A 24,904-nucleotide genomic window follows, 5' to 3' on the forward strand; every position below is an offset into this window, starting at 1 on the left:
CGGAATATATCACTTTGAGAGAAGTCAAGGTGTAAAAAGATGTCCAGGCTGCCGGGGCTTACAACAGTGATGGCGTCGAAAGTTGAGATTAATGTCCCTGCATTTTGAATCCAAGATGTTTTGCTGCCCGACTTGAAAAGAATAGCTAGCAATAAATAAACGGAGGAATAACATGTCCTTTGCTTTGCTTTGCTTTGCTTTGTTATTTTGTTTTTCTTTTTGCCCAATTTTGTATAAAAAGGCCGATTAGGATGCAGGCCAATCCAACCAACGTAGAGTGCAAAATGGGCTCTCCAGCAAATTGTGAGAGCCAGACAATAGATAATAATGGTGATAGAAAGATTAAGTTAGCTACTTGGCTGGCGTTTGAGGTGAGCTTTAGGGCCTTATTCCATAATACAAAACTCAATCCCATCTCAAATAAACCTATGTAAATAGCTCCCCATAAGCCGTTATTATCCCAATGGGTTAGTTCTCCTGTTAACGCTGCATAAATGAATATTAATGGCAATGCGAAAACAAAGTTAAGAGTGAGTCCAACCAAACTTGGTCGTTTATCCTTGGTGTTTAAAAGCCAATATAGCGCCCAAATAATTGTGCTTACAAGGGCGAAGGAGACACCAGAGGCGTTAGAAAACTCTAAAGAACCTATTTGCCCACGTGTTGCAATATATAGTACTCCAAAATAGCATGCGGCAGCCGCCATATAATCAGCAGTTTTTAGTCGCTGTTTAAGAATGGGGACTGCCATAAAACTGAGAGTTATAGCCCAAGTGTAATTAATTACTTGAGCCTCTTGGGCCGGAAGTGTGTTGTAAGCTTGGAGCAATATTAGGTAATAAAGAAAAGGGTTAATGGCCCCAAAAAATAAAGACGATTTCCATGATTGTTTGGCGTATGACATCAGAGAGCCAAATTCTCCTTTAATCACCAGAAGTGAAGCTAGAAAAAATAGTGAAACGACATTTGCAACCAGCAGTAGCTGGGTGGGAGAGAAGTGCCTTAGTGATATGGAGAATGCAGTCGCAACAGTCGACCAAAGCAACACGGCACCTAGCCCAAAAATCATGGCTTGAGCATTGTGAGAAAGTTTACTCATGGTCTATCTGTTCCGAAAGTAATAGTCTGAATGTAATGCGATAGCTAAGTTGCATCGATTAAAATGAAAAGATAAAACCCAGTGAAGCAGCGTTAACTGTGTTGTCTTCTACGATAGGGCTTTTCAAAATATCATCATCAAATTTGGTTTGGCTAATGCCTAATATAAGATTCGCATTGGATGTAATAGGGTAAATAGCTCTGACCCCATATCTTATTTGAGAAATAGCACCTGAGTCATAGTCGGCAATAGCGCCCCCAGTTCGGATAGACTCACTTCTAGAAATACCAAATAAATGGTTGCTCATTTTATTGTCCATATGGCGATATGAAAACGATGGTATTATTTTCCATGTACCTATAGGGATTGGATAACCTAACCCTACCTGAGCGTAATAACCGTCGTGTTTACCACTTATATCTTGTGCAACTTTTGTTGAAAAGATTCCTAAGCGGTAGCTGGCAAAAGCCATAATGCTTGGGTCTCTCTCATCAAGTAATTGGATAGTTGCATTACTTGAGTCATCAGGATCAAAGCTTAATCCTTCATAAGATATTCCTACGGCAAAGTTTTGTAACGATTGTCTTGGCAAGAAACGATACCCTAACTCTGGTAATTGAAGGTAAAAATGCTCGCCTTCATAGCCTATGTTTGGCAAGGATGCTGAGCGGCTACTCGTTTCTTTGTATACAGATTCAGACTTGGCGCCAATTACTCCTAAACTGCCATTGGCATGAACTATAGGCGATATTGACAGTAGTAATACCCAAAATGCTTTTCTCATCATATCCATATTCTTTAGATAGCGTCAGTGTAAGGAGTGAATGATTCTATTGTGTTTAGTAAGGCCTGTAAAATAACCAGTATGATATTAAGTTCTATTAATTCTTGATTGGTATGAAAGTGGAAGGTGCTCGCATTACTTTGCTTGAATTCGTTTACTTATTGTCCATTGGTGCTATATAATGCGCGTCCCTGTAAATCAATACTCCTTGTCTCACAGCTTTTTAACAGGGGGAGCGTGGAGACTAAGAACCCATAAGGAGAGCTTAAATGCGTCATTATGAAATCGTCTTTCTGGTTCACCCAGATCAAAGCGAACAAGTACCAGCAATGGTTGAGCGTTACACTAACCTAATCACAGAAGATGGTGGTCAAGTTCACCGTCTAGAAGATTGGGGTCGTCGTCAACTAGCTTACCCAATTAACAAAATTCACAAAGCACACTATGTTCTTATGAACATTGAGTGTTCTGACAGTGTTTTGTCTGAATTAAACGACACTTTCCGCTACAACGATGCCATCATCCGTAACTTGGTGATTCGTCGTAAAGATGCGGTAACTGACGTATCTCCTATTAAAGCTTCTGAAGGTCGTGAAGATCGTCGTTCTGCTCCTCAGCGTGAAGAGCGTAACAACGACAATTCTGAAGAAGTTTCTGAAGAATCTGAAGATTAATCTATTTTTATTAGGAGACACTCATGGCTCGTTTTTTCCGTCGTCGTAAGTTCTGCCGTTTCACTGCAGAAGGCGTTAAAGAGATCGATTACAAAGATCTAGACACACTGAAAGGTTACATCACTGAAACTGGTAAAATCGTACCTAGCCGTATTACTGGCACTAAGGCTCGTTACCAGCGTCAGCTAGCGACTGCAATCAAACGCGCTCGCTACATTGCTTTACTTCCTTACACTGACAGCCACTTTAATTAATAGGCTGAAAGAAGCGCTTTTATGAGTGGTTTAGCTAAATGGGTTATGAAAAAACGCTTGAATGCCATTATTGGTGTGATGGTGTTTGGTCTAATACCTATGATGTTTTGGTTAGCCGCTGCAATCTTAGGATTGGTGGTGCTTCGCAAAGGTGTAAAAGAAGGAATACCAGTATTAGCTTGGGGTTGTCTGCCAGCACTTGTGCTTTGGACGCTCCAGGGAGATGCTACGGCTCTCATGGTGTTAATTGATGTGATGTTGTTAAGCTATTTACTTAGAGTAATAACATCGTGGAGTTGGGTGTTATTAGTCGGCAGTTTTCTGGCGGTTATTAGTACGTTGCTTCAGCCGCTTTTAATGGCGGATGTTCTGAATCTAGCGGTAACCTTGGTTCAGAAGGTTCTGTCAAATGAGGGCGCTGAAATTCCTGATAGAAATTTGATTTTTAACCAGGCGGTGATGGCAATATCCATCTTCCAAGTGGTCATTGCCATTCTCTCTTTGTTTTTAGCGAGAAAGTGGCAGGCAGGGCTCTATAATCCAGGCGGATTACGTACTGAGTTTCATCAATTAAGATTACCAGTAGTGTTTAGTTTGGTATTGGGGGGAATGATTCTAATAGGCGAAAGCTTAGGTGGTTCATTCAGTATTTTATCCCAAGCCGCTATACCTGCTCTAATATTGCCGGGGCTTGCTCTAGTACATGGTGTTTTGGCAAAGAAAGAAATTGGGATTGTTGGACTGATCGCATTTTATCTTGTGGGATTCTTTGTTTTGAATGTGTATTTTGCAAACATTCTCGTTGCACTATGTGTGATTGATAGTTTTGTTGATATTCGTTCTAGAATCCGAGATAAGGCGTCCAACTCAAGTGATAGCTAATGATTAATTAGAGGTGATCGAGATGGAAGTTATTCTACTCGACAAAGTAAACAAGCTAGGCGGTATTGGTGACGTTGCAGTTGTTAAACCAGGCTATGCTCGTAACTTTTTGATTCCGAACAAAAAAGCTGTAATGGCTACTAAAGCTAACTTGGCTAGCTTTGAAGAGCGTCGTGTTGAACTTGAAGCGAAAGCAGCGGAGCGTAAAGCAGCAGCTGAAGCTCGTGCACTAACGCTAGAGGGCAAAACTTTTACTATCGCTGCAAATGCTGGTGATGAAGGTAAGCTTTTCGGTTCTATCGGTACTCGTGATATCGCTGATGCAATTTCTACACAAGTAGCTGTAGAGAAAGCTGAAATTCGTCTTCCTGAAGGCGCGATTCGTCACACAGGTTCTTTCGAAGTAGATATTCAACTTCACTCTGACGTGATTGTTGTTGTTACTTTAGAAGTAATCGCTGAGTAATTTGCTTAGACAAATTACTTAAGGAAGGCGTTAGCCTTTCTTAAATAAGAGAAGGGGATCTTGCTATTGCAAGATGCCCTTTTTTTTCGGTCGTGCTAAGCTAACCCCCTGTTTTTTTCTGTTTTGTATGAGTATTTTACGTGCAACTAAATGATTCCGAAGTCGCTTCTATAAAATTACCACCGTATTCCATTGAGGCTGAGCGTTCAGTTGTTGGTGGGCTGATGCTAGACCCGCAAGCTTGGGAGAAAGTATCTGAGCTTGTTATAGCGGATGATTTTTATCGACCAGAACATAAGTCCATATTTGCCGTTATTGCTCGTTTGGCGGATGAATCAGAACCAATTGATGTTGTTACTATTGGCGAACGTTTAGATAAGCGTGGTGATTTAGAGTCTATTGGTGGAATGTCCTATCTTATTGAGATAGCTGAAGCGACACCAAGTACCTCAAATATTGCGGCTTATGCCGACATTGTCCGCGAGCGCTCTGTTTTGCGTCGCCTTATTTCGACAACAAATGATATTTCTGCTAGAGCATTTCACCCAGAAGGCATGACTGCGGCCGAAGTGTTGGATGAGGCTGAACGAAAAATATTTCAAATTGCAGAAGGTGGAGAGAAGAAGGGCGGACCAAGAATTGCCGCAGATATTCTTAGTGCGACAGTCGATAAAATCGATGAGCTCTACCATCAAGATGGTGCAATTACGGGTTTGAGTACGGGTTTTACTGATTTAGATGCGATGACGGCGGGGTTGCAGCCTGCAGATTTGGTTATTGTGGCGGGTCGTCCGTCCATGGGTAAGACAACGTTTGCAATGAATTTGGTTGAAAATGCCGCCATGATCAGTGATAAGCCTGTTATTGTCTTCAGTTTGGAGATGCCCGCGGAATCACTGATGATGCGTATGCTTTCTTCGCTTGGCCGAATTGATCAGACTCGTATGCGTTCTGGGCAATTAGTGCAAGAAGACTGGGATAAATTAATGTCTGCGGTGAAAATGCTCAAGGATCGCAAGCTATTTATTGATGATACGGGTGGTATCAGTCCAACTGAAATGCGTTCTCGCGTGCGTCGTATTGCTCGTGAGCATGGTGGTGTCGCTATGATCATGGTCGATTACCTTCAGTTGATGCAAATTCCTGGTTTTACCGAAGGTCGTACCAATGAGATTTCCGAAATTTCTCGATCTCTTAAAGCCATAGCAAAAGAAATGGATTGTCCTATGGTTGCTCTTTCTCAGCTTAACCGTAGTTTGGAAAACCGACCGAATAAACGCCCAGTTAACTCGGATTTGCGTGAATCTGGAGCGATCGAGCAGGATGCCGATGTGATTTCTTTTGTTTATCGGGATGAGGTTTATCATGAAGATACTCCTCACAAGGGGATTGCTGAGATTATTATTGGTAAGCAGCGTAATGGTCCTATTGGTACTTGTCGATTGGCGTTTGTGGGCAAATACACGCGCTTTGAAGATTTGGCCCCGGATGCTTATCGCGATTTTGATGATGAATAAGTCTGTGTCGTATTTTTAGGGAAGATTACAGTTAGTAACAGTCCAGCATACGTGATAAAAATAACTAATATAAAAAATATCGAGAGTTGTCTATGCGAAAGATGCCAGTAACCAATAAAGAAAATGATTTTCCTGAAAGCTATGTTTTAGTTTCCAGTACGGATGTGAAAGGACGCATTACGTTTGTTAATGATGTTTTTTGTGAAATCGCTGGGTATGATCGAGAAGCTTTAATTGGCTCTCCTCATAATCTTATTCGCCATCCAGATGTTCCGCCTGCGGTATTTGCTGATATGTGGGCTAACCTGAAACAGGGTAAGAGCTGGATGGGGTTGGTGAAAAACCGTTGTGAAAATGGGGATCATTATTGGGTCAGCGCTCATGTGAGTCCATTGCTAGATGGCAATAAAGTCATCGGCTATGAATCAGTGCGCCGTAAGGCGACGCGAGACGAAATTCAGCATGCGCAGTCTATTTACGATCGTATTAATGCGGGTAAAGCTTTATTGCCGACAGTGACAAAAGCAGCTGCACATCTCAGCAACGCTTCTTGGCCATTAATGTCCTGTTTCTTTTTTTTGGCGATTACCGGTTTATTGTCTAATGTATTGGCTTTACAAGTAGCAGCACCTATTTTGGCGTTGTTAGGAATGTGGTTGACCTATTTTCAGGCTCGGTCTTTAAAGTTGGTGGTTTCTGGTTTATCGTCTGAGGCTCATAATCCTATTGGTCAGTATTTATACTGTAAAACTGTTGGGATTAAAGCCGCAATTAAGTTCGCTAAAATACATCAAGAAGCCGCAGGTAATACCTTCCGTTATCGTTTAAAAGAAGGTGCTCAGCAGCTTCGTCAAAGAGCGTCGGATGCTAAGGAAAGTGTCACTACGAATTTGGCTAATTTTAATAAGCAGCGCAACACTTTTCAGGAAGTGGTTGCTGCTAGTTCTCAGTTATTGGCTAGTGTCACCCATGTTGCGGAACATGTGCATGTGGCGGTTGAAGCGACAGAGTCGGTTGGCGGCTTGTCTCGTGAAAGTCGTTTGTTGGCTCAGCAAACAGGTGAGACGATGCGTCAGGTTTATCAGGATGTTTCTGAGGCCAAAAAAGTTGTCGCTATATTGGCTGAGCGTAGCGACAGTATTAATGAAGTGGTTAACTCTATCAGTGACATTGCAGAACAGACGAATTTGCTAGCCTTGAATGCGGCGATTGAGTCGGCCCGTGCGGGTGAGGCGGGTCGAGGCTTTGCTGTTGTTGCGGATGAGGTTCGCGCATTAGCGATACGTACTCAGAATGCCACGCAAAACATCAATAGTATGACGGAAGAATTGAAGAAAAATACCCTAGATGTGACAAATACCATAGATAAAGGGACTGCTGTGGCGCAAGAGGGGGTTGATAGTGTGAATAAAGTCGCTCAAAAAATGAGTGATATAGAATCCGCTATAAAACAGGTTGTTGAAATGACTGCGCAAATTAATGTTTCTTCTGAGGAGCAGGCAGGTGTTGCGAGAGATCTAAATGATAAGATGCACGATGTGGATCAATTAAGTGTTCATAGTATTGAGCGAGCAGAAAACATTGTCATCAATATTAGTCATATTGAAGAAGAGGCTTATGAGCAGGGGAATCTTGCCGAGCGAATGAAGCAGTAAAGAATAATGCGATTTTGAAAGTTTGACTTTAAAGGCCTTTGATAGTTATTTATCAAAGGCCTTTTTTGTCGTGAGCTATTTATATTTGGTTTAGCCAGGGAGTTCGCTAGCGACGTGATAAATGGCTTTACCAAGAAGATTAATTTGCTCTTTACTGATTACGTAAGGTGGCATCAAGTAAATGAGCTTGCCGAAAGGTCGTATCCATACGCCTAGTTCAACGAACTTTGGCTGTATTTCATGTAAGTTAACCGGATTTTTTAACTCGACAACGCCTATGCCCCCAAGGCAGCGGATTTCTTTTACTTGTTCGAGTTGTTCGCACGGGCTTAACGCTTCTTCCATCCAAGTTTCTAGCTGAGAGATTTGTGCAGGAATATCGTATTCACTCAGCAGTGAGAGGCTTGCATTGGCTGCGGCACAGGCAAGAGGGTTGCCCATAAAGGTGGGGCCGTGCATAAAAACCCCGCTATTATCGCTGATCCCCAATGCTACTTTGTCATTGGTTAGTGTGGCTGCTAGTGTCATGTAACCACCTGTTAGAGCCTTGCCAACACACATGATATCTGGGCAGATATTGGTGTGGTCAGTAGCAAAAAGCTTGCCTGTGCGGCCAAATCCTGTGGCAATTTCATCGAAAATTAATAATATGTCAAACTCATCACAAAGTGCGCGAATCTGATTTAAATATTCAGGATTATAAAAGCGCATGCCGCCAGCATTTTGCACAACGGGTTCGATAATAAAACCCGCTATGCGTTCATGGTTTTCTTCAAACGTGTTACGGATTTCGGTTAGATATTCTATTTGGATTGGTTCATTCAAGCCAGTTGGTGGTGGTGATATAAAGAATTGCTTTGTTAGCGCGCCAGTGAATAAATTGTGCATGCCATTTTCAGGATCACACACTGACATAGCGGCAAATGTATCACCATGATAGCCGCTTTTTGGTGTTACAAAAAATTGTTTGTCAGGTTTATTTTGTGTGTTCCAGTACTGGATTGCCATTTTTAGAGCGACTTCAACAGAAACCGAGCCTGAATCGGAGAAGAAAACGCGTTGCAGTTCAGAGGGTGTTATCGCGACGAGTTTTTCTGCGAGCTCTATCGCAGGTTTGTGAGTGAATCCACCAAACATGATGTGAGAGAATTGTGATAATTGTTCTTGTATTGCGTCATTCAGTGTTGGGTGGTTGTAGCCATGAATGACACTCCACCATGACGACATGCCGTCGATTAACGTTCGCCCATCATTGAGTGTTATTTCACAGCCTAAAGCTTTTTCGACAAGAAAATGCGGACTGGGTTTACTCATCGATGTGTATGGGTGCCACAGAAGTTGCTTGTCTAAATCTAGGTATTCTTGATCTGTTTTCATGACGTTCACCATTACTTTGTTGGGGGCATAGTAAACAAAGGTGCCTGCAATGACTAGACTGTTTGTTTGGCTTGTGGCTTGTATTCTTTATCTGGTGTTCTGGCAATAACCCAAATATCGACCTGCTCAACCCCCGCGGCTAGTAATAATTTAGTGCAATGTTCTATGGTGCTTCCTGTGGTCATGACATCATCAAATAGAGCTATATGCTTAGCGGTTGGAGGAGTAATTAAATAACTATTTTTAGGGCTTTTTAGTCGCTCTTTTCGGCTTAATGAGTGCTGAGCTTGGGTGTTTTTGATTTTTTTTATTGGGTTTTTCTTTGGTAGGTTTGGGCATTTATCCCCCAAGTGCTGTTTGAGCTCTCTTGTCAGTTGTGTTGCCATGGCTTTAGTTTGGCAAAAACCACGTTCTTTGATTCGACTTGGGTGGCTTGGTACATAAAGTAGTTGTTCGGGCCAACTCTGGTCTAAATATGACTCTATAAGCTGTTCACTTAATAGGAATGTTAGTGGGCGAATATACTGGTTTCTTTGATTGAATTTTATGCCGTGAATCAGGGTTTTGATGACGCCTTCAAACTGATATGGGGCGACACATACTTGGTACGCTGGCGGATTGCTTTGGCATTGACCACATAAAATGTTGTGGGTATGTGTTGGGCGTTTGCACTGATGGCAGTGTGTGTGGTTCGTGGGTAGTCCTTGTTTGCAGTGTTGGCAGAGGGTGTTTTTGGCTTTTGCGTGGCAAATGTAGCATCGGTTAAAAAACAACCCCCTGTAAACCTCTGTTATTTTTGTGGTTGACAGTTTTTTCCAGTCCATTAGTATTGCTCCATAAATTTTTATGGATCGAGGATACTATGTCTTTAAGTACGTCTACAAATACTGTGAGCGCTCCGCGTTTTGATTGGACGCATGCGGAAATAAAAGCTCTGTTTGATTTGCCCTTCATGGATTTGATGTTTCGTGCTCAGACGGTCCATAGAGAAAATTTTACGCCAAATGAAGTGCAAGTAAGTACGCTTTTATCGATCAAGACTGGTGCTTGTCCGGAAGACTGTAAGTACTGCCCACAGAGTGGTCATTACAATACAGAGCTTGAGAAAGAAAAGTTAATGGAAGTGAAAAAGGTACTAGAAGAAGCGGCTTTGGCAAAAGAAAAAGGCGCTAGCCGTTTTTGTATGGGGGCTGCTTGGAAGCATCCTTCCGAGAAAGATTTCCCCTATGTTCTGGAAATGATCAAGGGTGTTAAGTCGTTAGGCCTAGAGTCTTGCGTCACACTTGGGACGCTAAACGATGAACAGGCACAGCGCCTGTCTGATGTTGGCTTGGATTATTATAATCATAACCTGGATACCTCTGCTGAATTCTACGACAGCATTATCACCACACGCACTTATCAAGACCGTTTGGATACACTGTCTCGGGTGCGTGATTCCGGTATTAAGCTTTGCTGTGGTGGCATTATGGGGATGGGCGAAGAGCAAAAGGATCGTGTGGGTTTGCTGCGTCAATTGTCGCTAATGACGCCGCATCCAGAAAGTGTGCCGATTAATATGTTGGTGAAAGTAGAAGGGACGCCGCTAGAAAATGTTGATGATCTCGATACCTTTGAATTTATTCGTACTATTGCTGTGGCACGTATTCTAATGCCTAAATCTCATGTTCGATTGTCTGCTGGCCGCCAAGGCATGAATGAGCAAACGCAAGCCTTGTGTTTCATGGCGGGCGCTAACTCTATTTTCTATGGTGAAAAACTGCTGACTACGGGTAACCCTGAAGCCGATAAAGATATGGCGTTGTTTGCTAATTTGGGTATTAACCCTGAAAAACGTGAAGAGCATTCAGATGAGGCTGTGGCTGAAGCCATTGCAGCGCAGGCGGTAAAACAAGAAGAGTCTAAGTTGTTTTATGAAGCCAGCGTCTAAAACGCCGGATTGGGTATTGGCGGCGCTTGAAGAGCGCCACCAACAGAACTTAATGCGCCGTACCATTACATTGGAAAGCCCGCAAGTTCCACATGCTCAAATAGCTTCGCAAGATTACACCGCGTTTTGCTCGAACGATTACCTGGGGTTGGCTAATCATCCCTCGTTGATCAAAGCGATGAATGATACGGCTGAAACCTATGGGGTGGGTGGTGGCTCGTCTCATTTGGTGTGTGGGCATTTAGCTCCCCATCAAGCGCTTGAAGAAGCCTTGGCGGACTGGCTAGGCTACGAGCGAGTTATGCTATTTAGTACAGGTTATATGGCGAACCTTGGTGTGATTTCTGCACTTGCAGATAAAAATCGCCCTGTTGTGCAGGATAAACTGAATCATGCCTCTTTGATTGATGGCGCTCTATTAGCACAAGCGCCTTTACGCCGTTATTTGCATGGCGATGTAGCGAGTGTGCAGAAATTGCTTACTAAGTCTTCGGCGGCAGGGTTGTTGGTTACCGATGGTGTTTTCAGCATGGATGGTGATATTGCTCCCTTGGCTGAGTTGTCCCAATTGGCTAATCAGTATGATTGGATGTTCATGGTCGATGATGCTCATGGGTTGGGGTGTCTGGGTGAAAATGGCAGGGGCTGCTTGTCCTTGGAAGGGTTAGATTCTGCGAGCTTGCCTATCTTAGTGGGTACATTTGGTAAGGCATTTGGAACGGCTGGTGCTTTTGTTGCGACCTCCCATGATTATGCAGATTACCTTACGCAGTTTGCACGTCCTTATGTTTATACTACGGCAATGTCACCGGCAGTTGCTGGTGCCACTTTGGCTTCGTTGCAGCTTATTCAGTCAGTAGAAGGTCAGGAACGGCGTGAAAAGTTGGCTCGACATATTAGCTACTTCCGTCAAAGGATGCAGTCATTGCCTGTTGAGCTAATACCCTCAAATACCGCGATCCAGCCGGTTGTGATTGGTGATAGCAAGACTGCGATTGCCATTAGCGAGCAATTAAAAACGCTTGGAATCTGGTGTACTGCGATTCGCCCACCTACTGTACCGGTAGGCAGTGCTCGTTTAAGAATTACCTTAAGTGCCGCCCACTCTGATGAAGATTTAATGTTATTATGCGATTCACTCGAAAAAGTTTTAACAGCAAAACTTTTAAGCGCAAAACGTTTAAATCCAATGTAATAGAGGGACAGCATGCGAGTACGTATTGAAACAGAATCTTTTGGAAACGCGTCTAACCAGGCTATTTTTATGGTTTCAGGTTGGGCTATGCCAAAAGAGGTTATGCGCTCTTTTGCTTTGCGTCTAAGTGAGCGGTTTTATGTCGTGGTGGCAAACTTGCCTAGCATTTCTCTTGATGAGCAATGGATTTCCCGTTCTCGCATCGGGCCAAATTACGATATTGATGCCTTATCTGAGCAGTTAATAGATGCTGCTCCAAATGAAGCTTGGTGGATTGGTTGGTCATTGGGTGGCATGGTGTCTGCTTATGTGGCGGCTCGTCGTTCGAGTTGTGTGCTTGGTTTAATTACCTTGTCGGCTTCCCCGAGCTTTGTTAAACGAGAAGGTTGGGAAAGCGCAATGCCTGTTGAGGATTTTGACGCCTTTGCTGGCTTGGTTGAACAGTCGCCAGAAGAAGGGCTTAAGCGCTTTGTCATGTTACAGGCGAAAGGTGCAGAGAACGAACGAGCCTTGGTTAAGCAGTTACAGGTCTTGTTGCCGATAAAAACACTGAATCGTCCCGCTTTGATTGGCGGTCTTAGGTTGTTGCGCTCTTTGGATGTGCGTCGCGAATGGTCTCTTTTGGATCTTCCTAATTTACATATATTGGGCGGCAAGGATGCGTTGGTTTCTAGTAAATCATTAGAGCAACAAACTGATGTGAATCCTTTGCAGCAATGTGTTGTACTGTCAAACTGTGCACATCAGCCTTTTTTGGAAGATGAAGAGGCTTGTGTGCGTCACGTAGAAAACTTTATCGATGCTAATAACTCCTGATATATCCGCGCTTAGCTATAAACGACAACTGGCTAAGCGCTTTGATCGAGCTTCTCGAACCTATGATTCTTATGCTGACTTCCAGAAAATTGTCTTAGATCGTCTGTTGGCGATGCTGCCTTTAAACCAGGCTGATGTCGTATTAGATCTTGGGACGGGAACAGGTCAAGCGCTAGGTGTTTTATCTGAACAACTAAATACCGCTTGTAATATTGCGCTTGATTTGTCTCCGCAGATGCTAACAGTGGCAAGTGAACGTTATTCTTTTTTGTCAAATACCTACTATGTTTGCGCTGATGCTGAAAGATTACCTCTTCGGGATAAGCTGTGTGATTTGGTTTTTTCAAGCCTTGCTATTCAGTGGTGCCTTAATCCTTTGGATTTATTTAAAGAGCTTTATCGTATTACCAAACCGGGTGGTTATGTGCTTTTCTCGACTCTATCGCAAGGTTCTATGCCGGAGATTAGCCAAGCGTGGCTTGGTTTGGATAATGAAGATCATGTGCATCAGTATATGGCACCAGAAACACTTATGGATTGTATTAAAAGTTCTGGCTTGAACCTTTCTTCCTCTTTGTTATCTGATATCCCTATGTGGTTCGATACGCCAGAAAGCGCTATTTATTCATTGAAAAAAGTAGGGGCGAGTCTGATTGCCTCTGATGGCGAAAAGGCAATGTCGCCAAGTAAGTGGAAAGCCTTTTTGTATGAGTATGAAAAGCAACGGCATGAGTTGGGTATTCCATTAAGTTATCAAGTTTCATTTGTTGTGGCTCAACGGCCTTTTGGTATTCAGGAGTAGTGAGTGAAGAAACGTTTTTTTGTCACGGGGGTCGATACAGATGCCGGCAAAACTTATGTCACAGTGGGGTTGTTAAAAGCAGCTAAACGCGCTGGCTTGAAATCTATCGGGCTTAAGCCGATTGCAGCGGGTGCAGATCGGGTTGATGGTAATTTACGCAATGATGATGCTTTGCTTATACAGCATGCGAGTAGCGTTAAATTGGCTTATGAGCAAGTAAACCCTGTTGTCCTTGAGGAGGCTGTTGCACCTCATGTCGCGGCAATGAAAGAGGGTCGCCTTGTTACCGCTTCTCGTTTAGAGGGTTATATAAAAGGGGCTTTGTTAACACCACATGAATTAGCGCTAGTTGAGGGGGCTGGTGGTTGGCGAGTGCCATTAAACGATAGAGAGATGTTATCTGATGTGGCTAAAACATTAGATTTTCCAATCATTTTAGTTGTTAATATGAAGCTAGGTTGTTTGAATCATGCACTATTAACCGCTGAAGCGATTGCTCGCGATGGCTTGACTCTTGCTGGTTGGATTGCCAATACTGGACCAGAAATAATGTCTTGTTATGATGAAAATGTTGCTACTTTGTCTTCTATGTTGTCAGCCCCATTGTTAGGAGCCTTGCCTTGGTGTAAAAATGATGAGGATGTTGCCAAGGTGTTTGATGAGTTACTTTCGGCATTATAATGGCATATTTGCGTTATTAGGTGGCATGTCACTCTTGAAAGTGAGTAAAATCAACGCATTATAGTAATGATGGTTGTTTGTTTATTTAGATTGAGGTGATGTTGTGAAGGCTTGGTTGTGTGGATTGGACGATGAAGAAGCGTCGAGTGTGTCCAGCATTTTGACCTTTATTGGAATCGAATATAGCACGTCTTTGGCTTCGCTTTCTTTGCCCGATTTTGTTGTGTTGGGTAAGGCGGTAGACTCTTTTGAACTTGATGAAATGGTGCCATTAATCTCACTTCGCCCGATGATGAAAAGCATTGGTGATTTTAATGTGTGGTTTTGTCCTTTGCCTTGGCGTTCTCAGTCTCTTTCTCTTGTTTTGAAAGAAATTAAGCAGTTACACACTTTTCCTCAGGCCTCAGGTGTAAATTTAAACTTGCATGTTCGCCATCTTGAGGCGCTTCTTATTCGCCAAGCTTTAGTATCTACTCAAGGTGTTGTGTCTAAAGCTGCGCAAAACTTACAAATACAGCGCACCACACTGATTGAGAAAATGCGTCGCTATAATATTGATAAGTCGGAGTTTTAGTGACAAAAGATGAAGAAATAGCGGAGTTAAAAACCGCGTTTAAAGCCTTCTCCGAATCTTCTGATGTATTGGCAAAGTCTTATGTAGATCTTCAGCATGAAGTTGCTCGATTGTATGACCAATTAGAAAAACTTGAAGAAGATAAGCGCCAAGAACAAGATAAAAACAGAGTGTTGGTATTGCAGTTTCAACAGTTGTTTGAATCTATGCCGGTTGGAGTTCTATTATTGAATGAAGAGGGAGTGGTTGTAATGGCCAACCCTGTCGCGGATCGCTTATTTAATTTACCTTTGGTTGGACAAGCGTGGGGGAGTATTGTTCCTCTTAGTTTTCGCCCACAAAAAGATGATGGCCATGATGTTAGTATGGTTTCAGGGCGACGAGTACGCGTAGAAACGGCTTCTTTAGGTAATGTACCTGGGCAGCTGGTTATTTTGGTTGATTTGACCGAAGCATATTTGTTGCAAAAAAAGCTGAGTCATCATGAACGTTTGTCCAACATGGGGAAAATGGTGGCGGCTTTAGCGCACCAAATTCGAACCCCTCTTTCATCCGCTACGTTATATGCTGGGCACTTACAAAAACCTGATCTTGCTCCTGTTATGCGGCAGACTTTTGCGAACAAGTTAGCAGATAGGCTAGCTAATATCGAAAAGCAAATACGTGACATGTTGATTTTTTCTCGTAGTGAAATAAAACTGGATGAAACAGTCAGTGTGACGGCTTTTATAAAAGAGCTCACAGCGCAAAGCAAAGAAATTTGTGATCAAAGAAACATGAAATTTGACGCTGAAGGAGCCGAATTTTCGGCGACGGATTGTATTCAGTGTAATAAAGAAACATTATTGGGGGCTTTATTAAACCTTGTGAATAATGCGGTGGATGCACAGCCTGAAGGTGGCTTAGTGGAATTACATTGGCGTAATAGCCATGGTTTTGTGACACTCATGTTTAAAGACAGTGGTGTTGGAATGTCGAAAGCGCAACTGGAGCATGTTCAGGAAGGTTTTGTGACCACAAAGCAGCATGGAACAGGATTGGGTTTGATGGTGGTTAAGGCTATTGCTCGGGCTCATCATGGGCAATTTGAAATAGACAGTATAGAAGGCACTGGAACGACCGCCAGTTTTACGTTGCCTCTTGTAAGGGTATGAAATGTCTGATGTTAAGTTATTGATTGTAGAGGATGACAAGGGGCTTGCTGAAGCGCTAGAAGATACGCTGATGTTGGCAAGTTATCAGTGTAAAATTGTCTACAGCGCTGAAGAGGCGATTATCGCACTTAAACATACTCTGTTTGATATGGTGGTTTCTGACGTTAACCTGCCTGGAATGGACGGTTATGGATTGCTTCACCATGTCATAGATACTTACCCTGAATTACCTATTATGTTGATGACTGCATATGGTGATATTGCTCACGCTGTAGAGGCTATGCGTGATGGTGCGGTTGACTATTTACTTAAACCCTTTCAAGAAGAAGAGCTATTAAATGCGATTGCTAAATACACTGTAAAAGCTGCGCCTTCAGTTAGTCTTCAACCTATCGCCAAAGATCCATCAAGTATTGCTTTGCTTGAATTAGCAAAGCGTGTTGCTGTCACTGATTCGACAGTACTGATTTGTGGTGAAAGTGGTACTGGTAAAGAGGTGCTTGCTCACTATATTCATCAAAATTCAAGTCGACCTAATGCGCCTTTTGTGGCGATTAACTGTGCGGCCATCCCTGAGAATATGTTAGAAGCTATATTGTTTGGTTATGAAAAGGGGGCTTATACAGGAGCTGTATCATCTCAAGCTGGTAAATTTGAACAAGCCAATGGCGGTACACTGTTGCTAGATGAAATTACTGAGATGGATGTTGGCTTGCAGGCGAAATTATTACGAGTGCTGCAGGAGCAAGAAGTAGAACGCCTTGGTGGTAAAAAGTCGATTCCCTTGGATGTTCGAATTATTGCTACAACAAACCGAGATCTTGCAGATTATGTGCGGGAAGGTGGCTTTAGAGAAGATTTATATTATCGCTTGAATGTATTTCCGTTACGTTGGCAGCCAATTCGCGAACGCAAGGGGGACATCTTGCCTATTGCTCAGCATTTACTGGCGAAACATGCTACGAAAATGCGTATTGCTGGCGCGACGTTAAAACCGTCAGCTCAGAGCAAATTAGAATCACATCCTTGGCCTGGGAATGTACGTGAGCTGGATAATGTGATTCAACGCGCCCTAATATTAAGTCCAAATGCGCAAATTAATGAAGATCATATTGCTTTTGATATGATGAGTTTAACGCCAGTAGCGACAGAGACAGTTATTGATGAAGACAGTGCTGCTTCCATTTTAGGCAAGGGTGTTCAGCAGCATGAATTCCGAATTATTGCCCAAGCTCTGATTGACGCAAACGGAAAGCGCAAAGTGGTTGCAGATACATTGGGAATTAGTCCAAGAACATTGCGTTACAAAATTGCTAAAATGCGTGAAAGTGGCATAGATGTAGATTGATTTTTGTATCTTGTTTTAATTAGCTTTATGCTAAGCTGTACAAATGTGATTTTTTAGGTGAAAAAACATGATTACTGGTCGACCAGACATTAATCAGGTGTTGTCTCAAATGAGAGAAATGCAGTCGCAAGTTCAAGCGCCTGGCTCTTCTGTGTCTAATATCACCAAAATAGGTGGAGAAAGTGACAGCGGGCAGACTGTTGAGCGAGCTGATTTTGCAGAAATGCTGAAAAATGCGGTCAATAACGTAAATACTTTGCAAAAAGAATCGACTCAGTTAGCCCAATCCTATGAGCGCGGTGATGAAGGGGTTGATTTGCCTCAAGTCATGATAGGTCTGCAAAAGTCGAGTGTGTCATTTGAAGCAATGACGCAGGTGCGTAATAAACTTGTAGACGCGTATGAAAAAATCATGAATATGCCAATTTAGGCATAATAAACCGCTTGGCGCTTTTTAATGGATAATATCCCTGCAGAACAATCGGAGCAAAAGCTCTATCTAGAGTTAGTTACCGGCTTTAATAAGTTAACGGTTATACGTCAGCTTGCCTTAATGGTTGGCTTGGCTGCCTCTATCGCTATTGGTTTAGCGGCTGTCTTATGGAGCAATGGCCCAGATTACAAACCAGTATTAAGTAGTATCACAGATTACAATGCAGATCAGATCGTTGAAATCCTCAGTGTAAATAACATCCCTTTCAAATTAGACCAAAACACAGGTGCTTTGCTTGTTGAGTCTGATTTTTACCATCAGGCTCGTCTGAAGTTAGCTGGTTCTGGTATTGTTTCCGACAACATTGTTGGTATGGAAATAATGGACCAAGAGCAAGGGCTTGGCACATCTCAATTTGTAGAAACGACGCGTTATCGCCGCGGTTTAGAAGGTGAGTTAAGTCGAACCATATCAAGCTTACAAAGTATTAAAAGTGCCAGAGTACATTTGGCAATACCGAAAGAATCCGTATTTGTTCGAGATACACGAAAACCATCCGCGTCGGTGTTTTTGGAGCTTTATCCTGGAAGGCGTTTGGATAGGAGTCAAGTCGAAGCGATTGTTAACTTAGTTGCTTCTAGTATTTCTCAGTTAAGCGATAAAGATGTCACTGTAGTGGACCAACGCGGCACTTTATTAACAGAGAAAGATTCTGATTCTGAACTTTCTGTTGCTGGAAAACAGTTTGATTACGCTCGTAAAGTAGAAGATGTGCTATTGCAGCGAGTAAATAATATTCTCGGGCCAGTTGTGGGCCAGGGGCGCTTCAAAGCAGAAGTGTCTGCTGACGTTGATTTTACCGCTGTTGAAAAAACAGATGAACAATATAACCCTGATTTATTGGCATTAAGAAGTGAGCAAACATTACGAGAAAACCGAAGTGCAGGTGCAAATGCTGGTGGTATTCCTGGTGCTTTGACCAATCAGCCGCCGGGTGCGGTGACGGCTCCTGAAGCGGTCGATGAAAACGGTGCGCCAATAGGTGGTGGTTCATCGGGTGCAAATGGACAATCTCGTGAAGAAACAACGCGAAACTTTGAATTGGATCGTAGTATCAGCTATACAAAGCGGCAACAGGGTATGGTTAGGCGTTTGTCGGTTGCGGTTGTTGTTGATGATTTGATGAGTTTAAACCCTGATACCGCCGCGATTGTAAGAACACCATGGAATGATGATGAGCTTGGTCGGTTAACACTCTTAGTGCGTGATGCAGTCGGTTATGACCCGTCTCGTGGTGACAGTGTGAGCGTTATTAACTCCCCATTTGCTTTACCAGATCCAGAAGAGCCTATGGTTGAGGTGCCTTTCTATCAGCAGGCGTGGTTCTTGAACCTAATTCAGCCAACCTTGGTTGGTATGTTTGTACTGATATTATTGCTTGTGGTTGTTCGACCTATTCTTAAAACACTCAGCGATCAGAATAAGATTGCAGTGACAGATGACACAGAAGCGGCTATTTTCTCAGATGAAACAGATGAAATCTCAGATGATCAGGTTTCGTTAGTAAGTGCAGAAGATATATTAGTTCCTGGATCACCAGAAAAAATTGACCGACAGCTAAATGCTATTCGTGGATTAATCGCCGAAGAGCCAGAGCGTGTCGCTCAAGTCGTTAAACAATGGGTAATGGAAAGCAAATGAGTGATATTGGCCAAGGTGCAGAATTAAGTTCAGTTCAAAAAGCCGCGGTGCTACTTATGTCGCTGGGCGAATCTGACGCTGCCCAAATATTGAAACACATGGGGCCTAAAGAGGTTCAGCGCATTGGCCAAACCATGGCTCAGCTATCTAATATTCAGCGACACCAGGTTGAAAAAGTATTGGATGATTTCTTGGTGTTAGTTGGAGATCAAACCGGCTTAGGCCTTGGTGCGGATGGTTATATTCGTAACATGCTAAGAGAGGCGTTGGGTGAAGAAAAAGCCGGCAGCTTGATTGATCGAATTTTATTGGGTGGCAATACAACGGGCCTTGATACCCTCAAATGGATGGAATCTCGAGCGGTTGCTGACGTTATCCGTTATGAGCACCCTCAGATCCAAGCTATTGTTATTTCTTACCTAGATCCAGATCAGGCGGCTGATATCCTTGCTAACTTTGATGAGCGAGTGCGCTTGGACATCGTATTACGCGTGGCTGCCTTAGAAACAGTTCAGCCAGCAGCTCTACAAGAGTTAAACAACATTCTTGAGCGCCAGTTCTCTGGCAATAACTCTACACAGTCTACAACAATTGGCGGTATTCGTACGGCAGCCAATATAATGAACTTTATTGATAGTTCTGTTGAGTCTGAATTGATGGAATCTATCCGCGATGTTGATGAGGATCTTGCTAACACTATTCAGGATTTGATGTTTGTATTTGATAACCTGATGGATGTAGATGATCGAGGAATTCAAATCATTCTTCGTGAAGTTGAGTCTGAAACCTTGATTCTTGCCTTGAAAGGCGCGGATCCAGATATGCAAGATAAGATTTTCAAGAACATGTCTTCACGTGCTGCCGACATGCTTAAAGATGATTTGGAAGCGAAAGGTCCTGTGCGTGTAAGTGAAGTGGAAGTTGCACAAAAAGAAATATTGGCTGTTGCCAGACGCCTTGCTGATAACGGAGAAATTGTTCTCGGTGGCGGCGGTGAGCAGATGGTTTAGTTAGAGCATGTCAGATCAAAATCATGAAAAAAACGAGCGTAAGTTAACGGCTTATGAGCGTTGGGAGCTTCCTCACCTCGAAAACAATAATCCGGTGACCAGTTCTGGTCCAGCGGTGCTGATTCAAAAAAACACAGTCGTTACCAGTGAGGAAGTTGATGAAGACTCTTTGGTATACGAACCGTTAACAGCTTCTCAGCTGGAAGAGATTCGTTCAGCCGCCTATGAAGAAGGTTTTATTCAGGGCGAAGAAGAAGGTCATAAAAAAGGCCACGCTGATGGGTTTTCTAAAGGTGAAGTGGATGGCTTTGAGAAAGGCCACGAAGAAGGTCGCTTAATTGGACTGGAAGAAGGTAAAGAGCAAGCTCGTGAACAGGCGAAACTTCAATTTGAAACGCTTGAGGCTTTATTGAGTAAAGCTGTTCAAGAGCTAACGCAACCATTGGAGGAGAGTCGAGAAGCGGTAGAGACGCTTTTATACCAATCTATGACGCGTATTATCGAAAATGTCTGTTTGTCTACCATGTCTCAAGATGGGCATAGCGTGCTAAAAAAACAGCTTTCTAGAGTATTTGATGAAGTTGGTGAATTTGAAGGGCGTGTAAAACTTCGACTTCATCCTGATGATGTGTCTGTATTAGACGAGTTGGGTGTTAAAGATAGGTTAACGATTCAGCTCGAAACTGATGAATCGTTTATTCGTGGTGGCTTTGTCCTTGATTCTAAGTCTTTTCATGTTGATGGTCGTGTTGAGCAACGGCTCGATGCTGTGTGTGATGAGCTTCGTAACCTTACCTTTACAGAGCAGGATTAACTGCTGTGTCTTCGCTAAAAGATCGATTTAACAAACTTAGTCATGTTTCCTTAACGACAATGCCCCCTCAAATAGAAGGCAAAGTAACCCGTATGGTTGGTTTGACCATGGAGGCGGTTGGATGTGTCGTAGCTTTGGGTGATCGCTGTTCTGTACAAGTTCGAAAAGATCGCTGGGTAGAGTCTGAAGTTGTTGGATTCACCGGCGATTTAACCTATTTAATGCCCACCGAAGCGATTGAAGGGATTTCCCCTGGCGCTCGTGTTCGTCCTTTACTTGGTGATAGTTTGATGCCTGTGGGCGATGAGTTGCTAGGTCGTGTTGTTAATGGCTTGGGTAAGCCTTTGGATGGCAAAGGTAAGATCAAGACTAAGGACTCTGTTACCCTGCATGGTGATGTGATAAATCCACTACAAAGGAAGCCTATCAATGAGCCTTTGGATGTGGGGATTAAGGCGATAAACAGTTTGCTGACTGTTGGTAAAGGTCAGCGTCTAGGTCTTTTCGCAGGCAGTGGTGTGGGTAAGAGTATGTTGCTCGGTATGATGACAAAATATACTGAAGCGGATATTACCATTGTTGGCTTGATCGGTGAGCGTGGTCGAGAAGTTAAAGAATTTATTGATCAAATATTGGGCGAGGAAGGTCTTTCGCGTTCTGTCGTTGTCGCGTCCCCTGCTGATGATTCTGCGTTGATGCGTTTGCGCGCAGCAATGTTGGCCACTCGTATTGCTGAATATTATCGTGACCAAGGTAAAAATGTATTACTGCTGATGGATTCTTTGACGCGTTACGCCCAAGCGCAGCGGGAAATCGCTTTGTCTGTTGGTGAGCCGCCGGCGACAAAAGGTTATCCGCCTTCTGTTTTTTCTAAACTTCCTCAGTTGGTTGAACGCGCAGGCAATGGTTGCGAAGGCAGCGGTTCAGTGACGGCGTTCTATACGGTGTTGACTGAAGGGGATGATCAGCAGGACCCTATTGCTGATGCGTCTCGTGCGATTCTTGATGGTCATATTGTTTTGTCTCGACGTTTGGCTGAAGAAGGGCATTATCCAGCTATAGATATTGAAGCCTCTATATCTCGTGCTATGCCGCATATCGTGAGTGAAGATCACTTATATGGTGCAATGCGAGTTAAACAGCTGTATTCAAAATTCCAACAAAACCAAGACCTTATTTCTGTCGGTGCTTATGCTCGAGGCAGTGATCCAGATCTAGATCAAGCTATTTTGCAGATGCCAGATATTCGAGAGTTTCTACAGCAATCACTTACCGAAAGCTTTAGTATCGATGAAAGCTTGCAAGCTCTTGTGACGGCTATGACGAAAGCGCAGTAGACGACAGCTTATAAAAACGTCTACTATTTAGTGAGTTTCGATATGGGGTGGTCATGAAAAAATCACAGCGAATGCAGATTTTAGTCGATCTTGCTAAGCGCAAAGAAGATTCTGCTGCTCAGCAGTTGGCCCGTGATAAAGCCAAAGTTATCTATGATGAGCAAAAGCTGAAAGAGTTGCGCGAATATGCGGAACAGTACGAGTCAGAGCGTAACCTGTTGGGGTTGAGTGCGTATCTAACGACGAATTATCAGCATTTTGTGACTCGGGTCCAGCAAGCCATTGCTCAGCAGGAGGCAGCTATTGGTCGATCAGAGCAACAGGCGGATATGAGTATGCGTCGATGGCTGCAAGCTCGTACTAAAACAAAAAGTATGGACTGGCTTAAAGAAAAAAATCATAAGGCGGAGCTGCTTGTGGAGAGTAAGCAAGAACAACGTCAAAGTGATGAATTCGCTATGCGACGCTTTTTAGATAGTTTGCGATAGTATTCAAATTGTATTTATACAGCCACTTGGCTCATTGTTAAGGTGAAATATGGCGGGACTGGATAACGGAGACACCAATTTGTCTTTGCCTATTGCTCAAATAGAAAGTGCATTGCATGAATACGCTTATTCCCCCGCGCAAGGCATCACTAAGCTTCGCCAGACATTAATTTCTGTCAAAAATATATCTAAATCACTTCTTTCTTCTCCTTTATACAATCAGAGACTATTGGATCTTTTGTCCGCGGCTGATGGGCTTTTGGCGCAAGATGCGCCTTATGAAAAGGAGTATCATCTTGCTTTTTTGTCTGCTACCGATGCCATTGTTCAAGTAATAATTGGTCGTCAGATTGATGAAGAACGAGGGACTCAATTAGAGGTTTTGTTGTCTGCTGAAAGATCTTGCTGGCAAGTTGTGTTGTCTTTTGTTGAGCAGTCCTTCGATGGGCCTTCCTATACAAATTTTGAAGCGCGATTGGGTGAAAGCACAAATTCGACAATCAGTATTGATGCCTATCTTGAAACGCTTTCTCGAATGGGTTCGGTGTCGTTTAAGCTAGATTCTGTCAAAAATTCTGTATTAACAGGGTGTTTTTCGCTGGTAAGTGTGCAGTCTCTTATTTGGCTTCAAGATAAATTCCCTGAGTTACGTTGGAAGGCGCTGCCAAAAAGTCACAAAAAATCGGAAAAAGAACTCTACGAATTGAGTTTTTTGCCTTTGTTTCAAAATGTCTCTATGTCACGTGATCTACGTTATCGCTTGTTAGATAGGTTTAATGATCTTTTTAAGGAAAAGTTCTATAAGCGGTTTAGTGACTATTTTAGTTCTGATGTTCCCCTGCTAAGTTCAGCTGACCGTCTTGTGCCTCTGGCAGAGCATCTTGTTCCGATTGATGTGGATGAAGGGCATCATTATCTTTCTATTCGACATGGTGGCTCTGTTTACATTGCTTCTTTTAATGGCGCTGAGTTTTTTTATCTTTCCTGTTTAGGACGTGATTGCCTTGCTTATATTTTATATGAGGTAGAAACGAGCTGTGGTGTATTTGTTTTCGATCGAGAGGATTGTGTAGGTAAGTTTCTTGTGAATGAAGGGGATATCCGTAGAGCAGGAGAACGCTGGTTTTTTTCGATAGATAATAATCATGAGGCAGAGGTTTTATTAGAAATGCCTTTGCTTTCAAAAGATGATGCTTTTTGTCTCTTTCCCTCTAGCATTGATAAAGTCTTGGTGGTTCAACAAGGCGGACACTATTTTGCGATTCCTTATTTTTTTATTCGTACTGTAGAAGCTGTTTCATGCCAAATGCCATCACCTCGTTTATGGAGTAAAAACGTTTGGTTGAATTCATTGAATGAATTGTTGATTGAGCCTTGGCTACTGAATACTGAGCGGTTACCAGAAATATCTAATTGGCAAGAGTCTAAGATAGAAGATTTACCAACTAAGAACGGTTATTATTCTGGAAGCGTTTGTGGCAGGATGTTTTGGATAGAGGCGAGTTTAGTTTCTGCATTGCTTCCTTATCAAACGCCTAGGACTATTATGCGTCGGGTTGAAGAAGGCTATGAGTCTGCTGCTTTACTTGTTCATGATGGTTGTTGCTATGACCGAGTTGTAAATGAAATGCCATTAGACTACAGGCTGAGTTTTTCAACTGATGATTCTGTCTTTACTGTCATTTTAGAGTGGATGGGCGCGTCGATTGCTTTACCTCTGTCTTCATGTAACTGGAGTGCCGCTTTGCCTGAAACTGAATATATTCAGGATTTTATTGCCTTAGATAATATGCAGAATGGTCAGGGTGAAAAGTCTACTTTTTCCTATACTGACTGCAGTGAAATATTGATCAATAAGAAAAATTTTGTGTTCTTTGTTGCTGGCGTTTGGCCATCATTATTATTAGCTTGAA

The 24,904-nt window shown here is 42.9% G+C and carries 25 protein-coding genes; 21 read left to right on the forward strand and 4 right to left on the reverse strand.

The window, feature by feature from the left end; all coding sequences use genetic code 11:
- Window positions 1-202: 202 nt before the first annotated feature.
- Window positions 203-1,099, reverse strand: a complete 897-nt coding sequence (locus JSY38_RS14100) for a DMT family transporter (protein WP_114410423.1) — start codon at window positions 1,097-1,099, stop codon at window positions 203-205.
- 58 nt (window positions 1,100-1,157) lie between these two features.
- On the reverse strand, window positions 1,158-1,886 hold the full coding sequence (locus JSY38_RS14105; RefSeq protein ID WP_239543979.1) for a MipA/OmpV family protein: 729 nt from the start codon (window positions 1,884-1,886) through the stop codon (window positions 1,158-1,160).
- Between the two features lie 266 nt (window positions 1,887-2,152).
- Here JSY38_RS14105 and rpsF point away from each other — a divergent pair, with 266 nt between their 5' ends.
- The 6 genes from rpsF (at window position 2,153) to JSY38_RS14135 (ending at window position 7,331) form a co-directional block, all read left to right on the forward strand.
- On the forward strand, window positions 2,153-2,557 hold the full coding sequence (gene rpsF, locus JSY38_RS14110) for a 30S ribosomal protein S6 (protein ID WP_114410421.1): 405 nt from the start codon (window positions 2,153-2,155) through the stop codon (window positions 2,555-2,557).
- Window positions 2,558-2,580: 23 nt separating this feature from the next.
- Window positions 2,581-2,811 (forward strand): 30S ribosomal protein S18, encoded by a 231-nt coding sequence (rpsR, locus tag JSY38_RS14115; RefSeq protein ID WP_013662377.1) that lies wholly within the window; start codon window positions 2,581-2,583, stop codon window positions 2,809-2,811.
- A gap of 21 nt (window positions 2,812-2,832) precedes the next feature.
- Window positions 2,833-3,693, forward strand: coding sequence for a hypothetical protein (locus tag JSY38_RS14120; RefSeq protein ID WP_205113725.1), 861 nt, complete (start codon window positions 2,833-2,835; stop codon window positions 3,691-3,693).
- A gap of 22 nt (window positions 3,694-3,715) precedes the next feature.
- Window positions 3,716-4,159: a 50S ribosomal protein L9 gene (rplI, locus tag JSY38_RS14125; RefSeq protein ID WP_114410419.1), complete on the forward strand. Its 444-nt coding sequence runs from the start codon at window positions 3,716-3,718 to the stop codon at window positions 4,157-4,159.
- 140 nt (window positions 4,160-4,299) lie between these two features.
- Entirely contained in the window at window positions 4,300-5,676 is a 1,377-nt protein-coding gene (gene dnaB / locus JSY38_RS14130; RefSeq protein ID WP_114410418.1) for a replicative DNA helicase, read from the forward strand.
- Window positions 5,677-5,768: 92 nt separating this feature from the next.
- Window positions 5,769-7,331, forward strand: coding sequence for a methyl-accepting chemotaxis protein (locus tag JSY38_RS14135; protein WP_205113726.1), 1,563 nt, complete (start codon window positions 5,769-5,771; stop codon window positions 7,329-7,331).
- A gap of 90 nt (window positions 7,332-7,421) precedes the next feature.
- On the opposite strand, the gene bioA is transcribed toward JSY38_RS14135, so the two are convergent.
- Together bioA and JSY38_RS14145 are read right to left on the reverse strand one after the other, a co-directional pair.
- Window positions 7,422-8,708, reverse strand: coding sequence for an adenosylmethionine--8-amino-7-oxononanoate transaminase (gene bioA / locus JSY38_RS14140; RefSeq protein WP_114410416.1), 1,287 nt, complete (start codon window positions 8,706-8,708; stop codon window positions 7,422-7,424).
- 53 nt (window positions 8,709-8,761) lie between these two features.
- Complete coding sequence (locus tag JSY38_RS14145; protein WP_205113728.1) at window positions 8,762-9,532, reverse strand: ComF family protein; 771 nt, start codon at window positions 9,530-9,532, stop codon at window positions 8,762-8,764.
- A 38-nt stretch (window positions 9,533-9,570) separates the two neighbouring features.
- Between JSY38_RS14145 and bioB the strand changes: the two genes are divergently transcribed.
- From bioB to JSY38_RS14220, 15 genes are all read left to right on the forward strand, one after another.
- Window positions 9,571-10,638, forward strand: a complete 1,068-nt coding sequence (bioB, locus tag JSY38_RS14150; protein ID WP_205113730.1) for a biotin synthase BioB — start codon at window positions 9,571-9,573, stop codon at window positions 10,636-10,638.
- The gene (bioF, locus tag JSY38_RS14155) at window positions 10,622-11,833 is read left to right on the forward strand and encodes an 8-amino-7-oxononanoate synthase (protein ID WP_205113732.1); all 1,212 of its coding nucleotides are present in this window, start codon (window positions 10,622-10,624) and stop codon (window positions 11,831-11,833) included. Before bioB ends, bioF begins: the two co-directional genes overlap by 17 nt.
- 12 nt (window positions 11,834-11,845) lie before the next feature.
- Window positions 11,846-12,649: an alpha/beta fold hydrolase gene (locus tag JSY38_RS14160; protein WP_114410412.1), complete on the forward strand. Its 804-nt coding sequence runs from the start codon at window positions 11,846-11,848 to the stop codon at window positions 12,647-12,649.
- The gene (gene bioC, locus JSY38_RS14165; RefSeq protein ID WP_114410411.1) at window positions 12,633-13,451 is read left to right on the forward strand and encodes a malonyl-ACP O-methyltransferase BioC; all 819 of its coding nucleotides are present in this window, start codon (window positions 12,633-12,635) and stop codon (window positions 13,449-13,451) included. Before JSY38_RS14160 ends, bioC begins: the two co-directional genes overlap by 17 nt.
- Window positions 13,452-13,454: 3 nt before the next feature.
- A complete protein-coding gene (gene bioD, locus JSY38_RS14170) occupies window positions 13,455-14,132 on the forward strand; it encodes a dethiobiotin synthase (protein WP_114410410.1) in 678 nt (225 codons plus the stop codon).
- 103 nt (window positions 14,133-14,235) lie between these two features.
- A complete protein-coding gene (locus JSY38_RS14175; RefSeq protein WP_114410409.1) occupies window positions 14,236-14,706 on the forward strand; it encodes a helix-turn-helix domain-containing protein in 471 nt (156 codons plus the stop codon).
- Window positions 14,706-15,860 (forward strand): sensor histidine kinase, encoded by a 1,155-nt coding sequence (locus JSY38_RS14180; RefSeq protein WP_205113733.1) that lies wholly within the window; start codon window positions 14,706-14,708, stop codon window positions 15,858-15,860. Before JSY38_RS14175 ends, JSY38_RS14180 begins: the two co-directional genes overlap by 1 nt.
- Before the next feature lies 1 nt (window position 15,861).
- A complete protein-coding gene (locus JSY38_RS14185) occupies window positions 15,862-17,208 on the forward strand; it encodes a sigma-54-dependent transcriptional regulator (RefSeq protein WP_205113735.1) in 1,347 nt (448 codons plus the stop codon).
- Between the two features lie 67 nt (window positions 17,209-17,275).
- Window positions 17,276-17,638, forward strand: a complete 363-nt coding sequence (gene fliE, locus JSY38_RS14190) for a flagellar hook-basal body complex protein FliE (protein ID WP_205113737.1) — start codon at window positions 17,276-17,278, stop codon at window positions 17,636-17,638.
- A gap of 27 nt (window positions 17,639-17,665) precedes the next feature.
- Window positions 17,666-19,342, forward strand: a complete 1,677-nt coding sequence (gene fliF / locus JSY38_RS14195; protein WP_114410405.1) for a flagellar basal-body MS-ring/collar protein FliF — start codon at window positions 17,666-17,668, stop codon at window positions 19,340-19,342.
- Complete coding sequence (gene fliG / locus JSY38_RS14200) at window positions 19,339-20,352, forward strand: flagellar motor switch protein FliG (protein ID WP_114410404.1); 1,014 nt, start codon at window positions 19,339-19,341, stop codon at window positions 20,350-20,352. Before fliF ends, fliG begins: the two co-directional genes overlap by 4 nt.
- Before the next feature lie 7 nt (window positions 20,353-20,359).
- Entirely contained in the window at window positions 20,360-21,166 is an 807-nt protein-coding gene (locus tag JSY38_RS14205) for a FliH/SctL family protein (RefSeq protein ID WP_205113739.1), read from the forward strand.
- 5 nt (window positions 21,167-21,171) lie between these two features.
- Window positions 21,172-22,503, forward strand: a complete 1,332-nt coding sequence (gene fliI, locus JSY38_RS14210) for a flagellar protein export ATPase FliI (RefSeq protein ID WP_114410402.1) — start codon at window positions 21,172-21,174, stop codon at window positions 22,501-22,503.
- A gap of 53 nt (window positions 22,504-22,556) precedes the next feature.
- Window positions 22,557-22,991 (forward strand): flagellar export protein FliJ, encoded by a 435-nt coding sequence (fliJ, locus tag JSY38_RS14215; protein ID WP_114410401.1) that lies wholly within the window; start codon window positions 22,557-22,559, stop codon window positions 22,989-22,991.
- Between the two features lie 49 nt (window positions 22,992-23,040).
- On the forward strand, window positions 23,041-24,903 hold the full coding sequence (locus tag JSY38_RS14220) for a hypothetical protein (protein WP_205113741.1): 1,863 nt from the start codon (window positions 23,041-23,043) through the stop codon (window positions 24,901-24,903).
- Window position 24,904: the final 1 nt, after the last annotated feature.

Origin of the sequence: Marinomonas foliarum (assembly GCF_016906065.1) — a bacterium.
Classification (GTDB): Bacteria; Pseudomonadota; Gammaproteobacteria; order Pseudomonadales; family Marinomonadaceae; genus Marinomonas; species Marinomonas foliarum.

Excerpts from the sequence above, each read along its gene's own strand:
- JSY38_RS14100 (WP_114410423.1), bottom strand. The coding sequence starts at position 1,099 with ATGAGTAAACTTTCTCACAATGCTCAAGCCATGATTTTTGGGCTAGGT.
- JSY38_RS14105 (WP_239543979.1), bottom strand. The coding sequence starts at position 1,886 with ATGATGAGAAAAGCATTTTGGGTATTACTACTGTCAATATCGCCTATA.
- rpsF (WP_114410421.1), top strand. The coding sequence starts at position 2,153 with ATGCGTCATTATGAAATCGTCTTTCTGGTTCACCCAGATCAAAGCGAA.
- rpsR (WP_013662377.1), top strand. The coding sequence starts at position 2,581 with ATGGCTCGTTTTTTCCGTCGTCGTAAGTTCTGCCGTTTCACTGCAGAA.
- JSY38_RS14120 (WP_205113725.1), top strand. The coding sequence starts at position 2,833 with ATGAGTGGTTTAGCTAAATGGGTTATGAAAAAACGCTTGAATGCCATT.
- rplI (WP_114410419.1), top strand. The coding sequence starts at position 3,716 with ATGGAAGTTATTCTACTCGACAAAGTAAACAAGCTAGGCGGTATTGGT.
- JSY38_RS14135 (WP_205113726.1), top strand. The coding sequence starts at position 5,769 with ATGCGAAAGATGCCAGTAACCAATAAAGAAAATGATTTTCCTGAAAGC.
- bioA (WP_114410416.1), bottom strand. The coding sequence starts at position 8,708 with ATGAAAACAGATCAAGAATACCTAGATTTAGACAAGCAACTTCTGTGG.
- JSY38_RS14145 (WP_205113728.1), bottom strand. The coding sequence starts at position 9,532 with ATGGACTGGAAAAAACTGTCAACCACAAAAATAACAGAGGTTTACAGG.
- bioB (WP_205113730.1), top strand. The coding sequence starts at position 9,571 with ATGTCTTTAAGTACGTCTACAAATACTGTGAGCGCTCCGCGTTTTGAT.
- bioF (WP_205113732.1), top strand. The coding sequence starts at position 10,622 with ATGAAGCCAGCGTCTAAAACGCCGGATTGGGTATTGGCGGCGCTTGAA.
- JSY38_RS14160 (WP_114410412.1), top strand. The coding sequence starts at position 11,846 with ATGCGAGTACGTATTGAAACAGAATCTTTTGGAAACGCGTCTAACCAG.
- bioC (WP_114410411.1), top strand. The coding sequence starts at position 12,633 with ATGCTAATAACTCCTGATATATCCGCGCTTAGCTATAAACGACAACTG.
- JSY38_RS14185 (WP_205113735.1), top strand. The coding sequence starts at position 15,862 with ATGTCTGATGTTAAGTTATTGATTGTAGAGGATGACAAGGGGCTTGCT.
- fliE (WP_205113737.1), top strand. The coding sequence starts at position 17,276 with ATGATTACTGGTCGACCAGACATTAATCAGGTGTTGTCTCAAATGAGA.
- fliF (WP_114410405.1), top strand. The coding sequence starts at position 17,666 with ATGGATAATATCCCTGCAGAACAATCGGAGCAAAAGCTCTATCTAGAG.
- fliG (WP_114410404.1), top strand. The coding sequence starts at position 19,339 with ATGAGTGATATTGGCCAAGGTGCAGAATTAAGTTCAGTTCAAAAAGCC.
- JSY38_RS14205 (WP_205113739.1), top strand. The coding sequence starts at position 20,360 with ATGTCAGATCAAAATCATGAAAAAAACGAGCGTAAGTTAACGGCTTAT.
- fliJ (WP_114410401.1), top strand. The coding sequence starts at position 22,557 with ATGAAAAAATCACAGCGAATGCAGATTTTAGTCGATCTTGCTAAGCGC.
- JSY38_RS14220 (WP_205113741.1), top strand. The coding sequence starts at position 23,041 with ATGGCGGGACTGGATAACGGAGACACCAATTTGTCTTTGCCTATTGCT.